Genomic DNA, 7,330 nt, shown 5'->3' on the forward strand with positions numbered 1-7,330 from the left:
GGCCTTTTTTTGTCTGCTAGAAAAGTAGTGACGAAAAAGAACATCCACTTCCCACTTATCCATCGATGCTCGGCGTAATATCCGCCCATATCACGCCGCTAAACGTAGCCGTTGCATTTTGAAAACCCGTGCGAAGCTGGAAGCAAATCAAGAAACAAGCACGGGAGTACACATGAGAGCCAACCTGATGATCCGCAACCTCAAAGCCCAAGGCCAGGATTTCGAGTGGTACCCCACGACCGCCAGCATGATCGAGTGCGTGAGCGCCGACATCCGCAAGAAGATGTCAGTGTTTAACGAAGATCCGCTAGAGAAGATCTCAGTGCTCGACTGTGGGGCCGGTGACGGGCGAGTGTTGGAGGCTCTGACAAACGGTGACCGTTTTGCCATCGAGAAATCCCAGTTGCTCATTGACGCTCAAGACGCCTCCGTGATCACCATCGGTACCGACCTGATGCAACAGGAGCTGATCACAAAGCGCGTTGATGTGATCTTCTCCAACCCGCCCTACTCTGAATTTGGTGGGTGGGCCCGGAAGATCGTCGGGGAGGCTAGCGCCAAGTTGGTGTACCTGGTGGTTCCGGAACGTTGGGCGAAAGATGAATTGCTGCAGTTAATTCTAAAAGATCGCAAAGCCGAGGCCGAGGTCATTGGTACGTTCGATTTCACCAGCCCAGATGCCGACCGCCCGGCTCGTGCCCGCGTCAACATCCTTTCGATCCAGCTGGCCTATACGGGTACATTGCACCATGGCGGGCGCTCGCAGGGGCTTAAAACGGACCCATTCGATAAGTGGTTCAACGAAAATTTCAAACCTAATGCCAGCAAAGCCGCACACGGTAACTTGAACCCTGCTGACGCCCTCAAGAACCAGGTGAAACAGCGGGTCAGCCATGGCCAGGAGCTGGTCGCCGCGAACGGTCTGGTTCAGGCACTTGAGGCTTTCTATCACGAGGATATGGAAAAGCTGCTTGGGGATTACACCCGGATCTGTGAGCTGGATTCAGGCCTACTCTACGAAATGGGGGTGAATACGGAAGCCCTTGCGAAAGGACTCAAGCTTAAAATCACCTCGCTTAAAGACGCATTCTGGCGTGAACTCTTCTCAAATCTGGAGAACGTTACTTCCCGGCTGACTGCGGATACTCGGAAAACCATGCTGGACAAGTTGAACGACAGCACACACATCGATTTTTCAGCGGCCAACGTTCATGGACTCTTGAGCTGGGTTATCAAGAATTGTAATAACTATTATGAATCTCAGTTGATTGGTCTGGTCAAGCGCATGACCCGTCAGGCCAACGTCGTCAGCTACAATTCGAATGAGAAAGTGTTTACCCACGAAGCCTGGCGCTATGGCAACCAGCCCGATATCGAGCGCTATGGACTGGAATACCGCATTGTTCTGGAGCTGTATCAGGCGATCTGCGACTCCAGCTGCGGGCTAAGCGACTATGCCGGAACCCTTCTTAACGACATAGCGACCGTTGCCAACAATCTTGGGTTTGATACGACAGGCCAAAACCGGGCCCAAGATTTCTCCTGGGAGTCCGGCAAAAAGGTCAACTTCATGTTCCTGGATCACAAAACAGGTGAGGAGGCCGTGCTTTTTGAGGCAAAGGCGTTCAAAAAAGGCACCGTTCATATCAAATTGAATCAGCGATTCGCCTGTAAGCTAAACACAGAGTTTGGAAGAATGATGGGCTGGCTGCGCACGGCTCAAGATGCGTGCGATGAAATGGATGTGCCCATGGATATTGCCAACGAGGCCTTTGGCTCAAACCTGCAGCTGACGGCCAACCATGTCGCGTTGCTGGCCGGCCCTGAGCGTAATGACATCGCACAGGAGGCCGCGTGAGCAAGTTTAAGAACAATATGCAGGTTCTGGCACCCGGTGGGGTAGCGGTCACAACCTGCGCTGCTGAGGAGCGCGACGGCCAGCCCTGGTGGTGGACCTCAGACGCCAATGGCGTTGAGGAAAAGTGGCCTGAGTCCGAGCTTATCCCCTTGCTCGACGCACCGAGCCTCGCCGATATCGAGACCAGCCGATATGAGGTATCGGCACGAACCCTGAAGGTAGAGGCAGTCAGCCCTGGTAAGGAATCACATAGTTTGAAACTGGGACCGGGCATCCGGGTTACCCATATACCGACGGGCCTTACCGTCGAGCACGTCAAATATCGGAGCCAGCACCAGAACCGGGACCGGGCCCTGCATATCCTTAGGTCGCGCCTGGTGCAGCTGCGAAGAACAGAAGCAGGAGAGAAATGATGCTTTATTGGATATGGCTTGTGGGTTTGATGACGGTGTCCCTGGGCCTTATCGTTAAAGGCTTCAGATTCGTTGAAAAGACGTTTCAGGTCCGGACGTGCGACGGCCCAGGCTATCTGCTTATGGCTGTGGTTGTTGCAGTTATAGCGATCGCATTGACGCTCCCAGTCCACCTTTTACCTCTGTATGACGCCTTAACTTCTGTACTACCGGATCGCGGCTCTTATATTCACGATTTGACCCTCTGGACGATTGTTCTCATCGCTTCCCTGGGGCTGGTACTCGCGCCACTACTGATCACGTACAGACTGCACCCAAAACGGCTGAGAACCGAAATGATGAATCGTTTGTTATCCGACACTGAAACTACATACAAGCCCCGAGAATCAGCTAATGCAACTGAGTAACCCTCACGAAATGACATCCAGCGAGCTTGTGGCCGGGGACAGAGAGCTGACTTACAGGTTCTGGCAGACCATGCTGACCGCAGCTGTTCCGTTCCTGGTGTTCGTAGCAATATTGACCGGTACTCTCCCGGTGCCGATCGATCCTGAGCAAAATCCAGTGCTGTCTCAGCTTGCCGACATAATCATCATTGCAGGGGCATTCATCTCAGGAATCGGTGGGCTGCTCTTAACCTTCGCAATCGGCAAGGTACAACGCGAGATCCGCATCGAGCTGGCAAACCGGAAGTAGACAACTAATGACTAAAGCGTTTACGAAACGTCCGGGGTTGAGTATAGGCAACGATTGCATCCAGTGAAGCTGGGACAGTTGCATATTTGATAAACGTGAAATGATAACAATCAAATGCAGCGGACATTACCGGCCATCCGAATGGAAAACACTGGAGTAGTTATGGATAATCTCGACATCTCAGCCGCCCCGAAAGGTTTCTCGTGGCATAGCCAGACTTGGTATGGGCCGGCCCAGCCGATCGAGAGCGGCGCGATGGACATGCTTAATATCGGGTTTTACCCGATCGAAGGCGGGACGACCGGCGAGTTCATGATTCAGTGGTTTGATAGCGGGTTTTATAACCGGAAAGTACCCCGTCTGATGGTCCATAGCGATGGGTGGAAGGCCCTTGCTGACATGCCCGAGCTGATCCAGCTGCTGGCCAAGATAGGGAATGACTTCCCCACGCCCGAAGAGGTCGTAGACGGTCTTTTAGCACTGAGGTTCAGGGACAACACCAGGAGAGAAGCCCCAGCTATCGCAAGACTCGATCTATCCGAAGGTTTTGATTATGAAAAAGCGTAAATTTTATCCTCACCAAGTAGCCAAACGTTTAACCCGTAGAAAGCCTGAAACACTGAACCCAAGTGAACGAGCTGCGCTCCATTTCTTCGCGAGAAGGGGACGCAAAATGGGCGTCAGCATTCATATCGCCCGAACGGACCCCACTGACATCAAAAGAGCAAGCAATGAAGAGGCTGCGGCTATCCTATCTAACGCAAACCAGAGAATTCGGATGTGCATTCAGTGATGGGAAACGGAAGACCGAGAGGGTCTATGACAAAAGCTGCAAAAACGATCTGTAAGATCCTGATGCCGGTCTTCGCCGTGATGAGTGCTGGCACCCTGATAATTGGATTTGCACAGCCGATCGAGGCGGTTGAACAGAAGGCAATCTACCTAGTGGCGACCTTGATTCTGATGGGACTGAGCTATCTAAGTTGGCACTGGACCTCTGAACCTAAAAGCCAGCTCTAATTGTGGAAAACGAGGACCGACATGTTTACGAGCAAGCACGAATCGCAACTAGCGATTGAAAAGGAAAAGACGGCGAAAGCGCTTTCACTGGCCATGATCGATAAAAGTGACCCCTCGACGATTCGGACCGTCACAACCGCATCTAACGTAAAGGCAGTAATCCACCTCAGTTTGATCAAGAGCGTAATTCAAGAGGAAAAGGGGTGGTATTACAACGATCCTGAGCGAGATACGTTACTGATTCACTATCTCGACGGAACCTGGGTGCGTCTTGAAATGAGGGTGGAGGATTTCGCAAGCCAGACTGGCCTTAATGCGTAATTGGAAGATGGCTTATGGATACGATTTAACGGCCCTGCACATTTACATGAGAGTATCACTGATGAAGACAATAATACTCGCAACCGTGGCCACCTGCGCCGCTCTCTCAATGCAGGCGCATGCCTTTGGAGGCGATCCCGTGGTATCGGTGGCTCCAGATGCCTTCAGTCGGGCAGATTTCTCGGTCAAGATAGTCATTGAATCGCAAGCTGATGAAACCTGGTTCGTCACCGGCCTTTGCCAGAAAGTCACCCATGAGCCTGATAAGATTGTCCGCTTCATTCCTGATGGCCAGTTCTCAACGCCTGATAAGAAGGTTGCTATTTTGAGCGGCTACAATGCCGAGAACACAGCTGATAGAAAGGTTTGCATGACTCAGACCTCTGCGTTCTCACACAGCATGCGAAAGACACTTAATCTACCGACCTCCCCCTGACATGATATGACATGACCAACTTCAACCAGGCTGCATACACAGCGAACACCGCTTCAGGCTGGCTTTTAAAAGCAGGCCTGCTCGTTCTGGGTGTTTCTATTCTGGCTCCTCCAGAGAGTCTTGCCCGAGTCGGGTTTGCGTGGGCACAACAAAACCCGGCGATCGCGGGTATTATTCTGTTCGCCCTCGTGGGATCTGCTGTATGCCTGGCTTACCTGCGTGCTCGAACGCTTGAAGTATCAGTCTCGGACCACATCATTCAGTTTAAGGTTGGAAAACTGGTCCGCAAGTCCCAGTGGATAAAGCTGGCAGACATACGGAACGTACAGCTGAACGCCAATCTGATCGAACAAAAGTTCCGAGCTGCAACCCTGCACTTGGAAACGGTGGGTACCGGTGGCGTCGACATGACACTTCCCCAGCTCAACGCTGAAGACGCCGAATCCCTGCGTCAGAAATTGTCCCCTCGCGGAATTGAATCAACGGAGCAAAACAAAGCTGCATGAGTGCAAAATATTACGGCAAAGGTGATCACCCAGCGGGCTTTATAGGCTACCGGGTAACCGCCGTGGTCAAGGACAAGTATCGTCAGAGGTACTTATCAACCACTGATCCCCGTATCCGCTTCCAAGACGATCGATGTCCTTTCTTTAAGCGCCAGAGACTTCGTGCCGAAATTCTGGATGCTGAATGGCTGGCTGAATCTGCGCTGCACCAGTACCACAAATTCGTCACATCCAACCATTCATCAACGAGCCCCTATCAAGGTACCGGCGTTCACGGCCTGACATGTCGGTGGATTCGCGATCGTAGAGGAGAGTGGCAGGCAGGTTTTGCTATCAATCTTCCTAAGACCAAACGGTTGGATTCCGAACGGCGCGGCTTCCAGTTCTTCAGCTTTCGCACGCGTTTGTACTCAGAAGTGTGGGCGCTTTGCGTCAATCTATGGGCTGACCATAACGACATCCTCGAAGCTGATCGCCTTCGAGTGTTGAGCAACCCTCCTCCCCCAAATCAATTTGCCGATTTACGCCGGCAACTTAATGAAGAGGGTGCGGATATCCCGGTGGAGAAGCTGGGGCCTGTGTTTGCCGAGCAACGCCAGAAGTTAAAGGCGTACCGAGCTGAAAAAGCTCTGGCACCGGTCAAATCTACAAACGACGCTGACTCCAAACCACATCATGACCTGGAACACGAGATCGCTTCGTGGTTCCAGAAGGAAGTCTCCCGCTAAAGGTTCCATCGTGGCGCTTTTCGCGCTATGTTCTGGCCTAACGATTCGCGCAACACCAACAATAAAGTTATTGATGCGGTGGGCAGTTCATGACGAAATCCTCTGATACCGAGTCTGATACCGAGAAAGAAATCCTCGAAATTGTCGAGATCCATGCTCTGGATCATGCTCTGGATAAAGAGTCTGAGGACGGTGATGATCGTGACGGCGATGACGAACATGGTCTTTTCCAGATGGAGCTTTTCGCCTCAGCGACCACTGAGAAGACCACGAACACGATCCACCTCTATGACATAGCCCCAAAGTTCACTTACAACCGCCGAGAGCGGGACGTGAGCGAATCGGCGTTCGATAAACGTGCCATGAAGGTCGCCAATGAGGAGTACGAGGTTGAGGTTCAGGCAGCACGGATTAAGCGCGATGGTGGTGTCGAAGTCTTAATCTACCCTGGGGAGCGCGAGGAATGCATCGAGGACAGCCTCCGAAAGCTTGCAACGTCCGGTAACGGGGTATTTCTCAATGGCGAGGCAGGCGTGCGCTTCAGTCTCTATGAACTCAAACAGGATCTGGACCGTCACAACCACACCTATTCCTGGCCCCAGCTTCGAGAGGGGCTTTACGTTCTTCGCCGGGCCGGTCTCAAAATTACCAACCGCAAAACCGGCGAGAGCTGGGAAGAAGGATTTCTAAGTCGCCTGGTTGAAGGCGGGCAACGCAATCATCCCGACGGAAGGCGGTATGAACTTTGGTATGCCTCTTTCCACAAGCTCGTGACCAAAAGCATCACAGATCTCACCTACCGCCAGATGAACTACCCCCGCCTTATGTCGCTTTCGGGCCTCCTTTCCAGGTATTTATACAAAAGGATGGTTTCAGTCTACACCTTCGCTGATCTGGAGAAGCCTTATCAGCCGACCCTGGTGCAGATCATGCAGGAAAGCGGGCGCGGCATGTCCCCGGAGATGAAAATAAACATTAAGGCCATGAATCGGGCGCTGGAACAGCTCAAAGAGGCCGGGGCCATTCTGTACGCGGAAGAGAAGAAGCGGGTAAAGGATGGCCGGAAGGTGACGAATATCCATTACGACATCTACCCGACAAAGAAACTGGTAAGCGAGATCATTGAAGCGAACAAGCAACAGAAGCTGATACGAGGCTCTATTCAGCGGGCCCAGATCCAGAAAGTGAAGAAGCTTATTCCTGAGGAGGAGTAGTGCCACCCGTAGGTAGTTTCATGGAACCTTTCCTGGTGATAGGTAGTTTGATGGAACCTTATTCACCCTTCAGGAGCACTGCGACTCTCCGGGGATAGTTTTTGCATAACCTCTACCCGCCTGAGGGTAGTTTTGTGG

At 52.3% G+C, this 7,330-nt stretch carries 10 protein-coding genes; all 10 read left to right on the plus strand.

What is annotated here, in order from left to right:
• Positions 1 to 118 precede the first annotated feature (118 nt).
• The 10 genes from G7W63_RS08980 (at position 119) to G7W63_RS09025 (ending at position 7,192) form a co-directional block, all read left to right on the plus strand.
• Positions 119 to 1,858 carry a DUF4942 domain-containing protein gene (locus G7W63_RS08980; RefSeq protein WP_166256384.1) on the plus strand — a complete coding sequence of 580 codons (1,740 nt, stop codon included), beginning with the start codon at positions 119 to 121 and terminating at the stop codon, positions 1,856 to 1,858.
• Positions 1,855 to 2,271, plus strand: a complete 417-nt coding sequence (locus G7W63_RS08985) for a peptide chain release factor family protein (protein WP_207308928.1) — start codon at positions 1,855 to 1,857, stop codon at positions 2,269 to 2,271. Before G7W63_RS08980 ends, G7W63_RS08985 begins: the two co-directional genes overlap by 4 nt.
• A gap of 477 nt (positions 2,272 to 2,748) precedes the next feature.
• The gene (locus tag G7W63_RS08990; protein WP_166256387.1) at positions 2,749 to 2,967 is read left to right on the plus strand and encodes a hypothetical protein; all 219 of its coding nucleotides are present in this window, start codon (positions 2,749 to 2,751) and stop codon (positions 2,965 to 2,967) included.
• Between the two features lie 162 nt (positions 2,968 to 3,129).
• On the plus strand, positions 3,130 to 3,534 hold the full coding sequence (locus G7W63_RS08995; protein ID WP_166256390.1) for a hypothetical protein: 405 nt from the start codon (positions 3,130 to 3,132) through the stop codon (positions 3,532 to 3,534).
• A gap of 252 nt (positions 3,535 to 3,786) precedes the next feature.
• A complete protein-coding gene (locus G7W63_RS09000; protein ID WP_166256393.1) occupies positions 3,787 to 3,987 on the plus strand; it encodes a hypothetical protein in 201 nt (66 codons plus the stop codon).
• Between the two features lie 21 nt (positions 3,988 to 4,008).
• Positions 4,009 to 4,308 (plus strand): hypothetical protein, encoded by a 300-nt coding sequence (locus G7W63_RS09005; RefSeq protein ID WP_166256396.1) that lies wholly within the window; start codon positions 4,009 to 4,011, stop codon positions 4,306 to 4,308.
• Positions 4,301 to 4,744: a hypothetical protein gene (locus G7W63_RS09010; RefSeq protein ID WP_166256399.1), complete on the plus strand. Its 444-nt coding sequence runs from the start codon at positions 4,301 to 4,303 to the stop codon at positions 4,742 to 4,744. The genes G7W63_RS09005 and G7W63_RS09010 overlap by 8 nt, the downstream gene beginning before the upstream one ends.
• A gap of 11 nt (positions 4,745 to 4,755) precedes the next feature.
• Entirely contained in the window at positions 4,756 to 5,250 is a 495-nt protein-coding gene (locus G7W63_RS09015; RefSeq protein WP_166256402.1) for a PH domain-containing protein, read from the plus strand.
• The gene (locus G7W63_RS09020; protein ID WP_166256405.1) at positions 5,247 to 5,978 is read left to right on the plus strand and encodes a hypothetical protein; all 732 of its coding nucleotides are present in this window, start codon (positions 5,247 to 5,249) and stop codon (positions 5,976 to 5,978) included. Before G7W63_RS09015 ends, G7W63_RS09020 begins: the two co-directional genes overlap by 4 nt.
• Positions 5,979 to 6,067: 89 nt before the next feature.
• A complete protein-coding gene (locus tag G7W63_RS09025; protein WP_166256408.1) occupies positions 6,068 to 7,192 on the plus strand; it encodes a hypothetical protein in 1,125 nt (374 codons plus the stop codon).
• Positions 7,193 to 7,330 lie beyond the last annotated feature (138 nt).

Source organism: Marinobacter salicampi (assembly GCF_011074795.1).
Classification (GTDB): domain Bacteria; phylum Pseudomonadota; class Gammaproteobacteria; order Pseudomonadales; family Oleiphilaceae; genus Marinobacter; species Marinobacter salicampi.